We start from the raw sequence: 2,501 nt of genomic DNA on the forward strand, positions 1-2,501 counted from the left end.
CTTCATTTTAAAAATGGATTGTTTTTTTATTGGAATAATATTATTTGATATGTTGAAAGCATAAATAGCAGAATAAACATTACCTGTTTTAGTTCATGCAACTGAACAAATATGATGAAAACTATGTGTATAGTTTTTTGCTTGCTTTTTCAGTAACTCTAATGAAATCATGGTCTTCATTGTTTAAAGGCAGTATTTTTAACATTATTGCTATTCAGCATTAAGCACAAAAGGTGATATATAATATTATTATGTAAACTTAAGGTTTTAAAAGGAAAATGTAATAATTAATAGAACATGTAGAAGGAGATGCTTAAATAGTTTGAAGGATGGGAGATTATTATGGAGCATTTACAATCAATAGCACAAGCTGTTATAAGTGGTCATAAGGGAAAAGTAGTGAAGTTTATAAAGGCGAGTCCAAGTATTGTTAACGAATGTAGTGAAGATGGCTGGACACCACTTCATTTAGCAGCTTATTTTGGACAAAAAGAAATAGCGAGTTTTCTTTTAGAAAGCGGTGCAGATATACATAGTAGAGCGAAAAACGAAAATGAAAATACGCCTTTGCAAGCAGCAATCGCGAACAAGCAAAGTGAACTTGTTGCTTTCTTAATTGAAAAAGGATCAAATGTAAATATTATGCAAAGTGGTGGCTGGACAGGACTTCACGAAGCGGCATTATTAGGAAATGAAGAAATAATTATGCTACTCCTTAAAAATGGAGCTAATAAGATGATAAAGAAAAATGATGGGAAAACAGCGTATGATATTGCATTAGAAAAAGGATATGATCACCTTTTACATCGTTTGAAACAGGAAGTGAACTTATGATGAATAAATGGAGTGTTGGTATATTTTTATTTAATGAAGTAGAAGTGTTAGACTTTGCAGGGCCATTTGAAGTTTTTTCTGTAACTGAGGTGAATGAAGAAAAACCATTTACTGTTTATACAGTTAACGAGAATGGAGAAATGATTACAGCAAGGAATGGATTGAAGGTACAGCCAGATTATAGTATTGAAAATTTACCACCAGTGGATATTTTAATAATTCCGGGTGGGCTAGGTGCTAGAAAATATGAAATAAAAAATGAAATAGTAATAAAATGGATTCGCCAACAAATGAAAGAAGTAAAGCTGATGACTTCAGTTTGTACAGGAGCGTTATTACTGGCGAAAGCAGGTTTACTGGAAGGGTTAAAAGCAACAACACATTGGGCTAGTATTGAAAAGTTTAAAAATGAGTTTCAAAATGTTGAAGTTATAGAAAATGTAAAGTTTGTAGATGAAGGACATATTATAACATCTGCCGGAATTTCAGCTGGAATTAATATGGCATTTCATATTGTGAAAAACTTGTTAGGTGTGCATGTTGCGGAGGACACAGCGAAGCGAATGGAGTATGATATTAGTTTGCCAAATTAAAAAGCCCGGATTGGGCTTTTTATATTGAATGAATATAGTTAAGCTCTTCATCACTCAAAATAGGGCGAACAGATGCATTTGCATTTTCTTGTGCTTGCGTTCCTGACTTCGCACCAGGAATTACAACACTTACTGCCGGATGAGAGAGTACATAGCGAAGTGCAAGTTGCCCTAGGGTCTGATTTTTATTTGAGAGCAACCGAAGTTTCTCTACGGTTTGTAAGTCTTCTTGAAACCAAGTTTCATTTGGCCAATCTTTGCGTAAATCTCCATCTGGAAAAATTGTTTTATTTGTAAATTTTCCAGTTAAAATGCCCATTTTTAATGGACCACGAATAACAGCCCCTAGATTTTTCTCTTGTAAGAATGGTAATATATCTTTTTCTGGTTTTCGATTTAATATATTGTAATCAAGTTGTACGATATCAATTTCGTTGTTGTTATTGAAATGATGAATGTATTGTAAATCATGAGTCGAAACACCGACTGCTCTTACTTTGCCATCACGTTTTAATATGTCAAATGCACGTAGAAATGCTTCTGTTTCTCTACGATTATGCCACCAAATATGACAAAAATAAAGATCAATATAATCTGTTTGAAGACGTTGTAAACTTGTTTCAAATACGGCGATGATTTTTTCAGGAGTATCATATACAGGAACGCCATTAGGGTCGTAGTGATGTCCGATTAAACCACCTTTCGTTGATAGTATAATATCATTACGATGTCCTTTAATCGCGGTAGCCACCAACTTTTCACTATGTCCTAAACCATACACATCCGCAGTATCAATAAAATTCACACCACACTCAATGGCTTTTTTTATAGCAGTTATAGATTGTTTATCGTTAACAGGTCCCCATTCATCACCACCGATTGCCCATGCCCCAAAACCTATTTCAGAAACAGTTATTCCAGTGTTACCTAATGTGCGGTAATGCATATTTCCCCTCCTGAAGCGGCGCACGAAAAACGCGAAAGCGTTTCACGATAAATGCGAAAACCGTACTTTGATACATGGCAGTGGTGGTTAGAGATCCGGCTTGCATAACCCAACGAAGAACAACAACA

At 34.7% G+C, this 2,501-nt stretch carries 3 protein-coding genes; 2 read left to right on the top strand and 1 reads right to left on the bottom strand.

The genetic code is table 11. The annotated features are described in order from the left end of the window. The first annotated feature begins 342 nt into the window (after positions 1-342). On the top strand, positions 343-834 hold the full coding sequence (locus AC0OM3_RS13335) for an ankyrin repeat domain-containing protein (protein WP_199696995.1): 492 nt from the start codon (positions 343-345) through the stop codon (positions 832-834). Beyond that, on the top strand, positions 831-1,427 hold the full coding sequence (locus tag AC0OM3_RS13340) for a DJ-1/PfpI family protein (protein ID WP_199696994.1): 597 nt from the start codon (positions 831-833) through the stop codon (positions 1,425-1,427). The genes AC0OM3_RS13335 and AC0OM3_RS13340 overlap by 4 nt, the downstream gene beginning before the upstream one ends. Before the next feature lie 19 nt (positions 1,428-1,446). Here AC0OM3_RS13340 and AC0OM3_RS13345 read toward each other — a convergent pair whose 3' ends face one another. Continuing rightward, positions 1,447-2,373, bottom strand: coding sequence for an aldo/keto reductase (locus AC0OM3_RS13345; RefSeq protein ID WP_000559371.1), 927 nt, complete (start codon positions 2,371-2,373; stop codon positions 1,447-1,449). Positions 2,374-2,501 lie beyond the last annotated feature (128 nt).

This window comes from Bacillus sp. FAU20 (assembly GCF_056033865.1).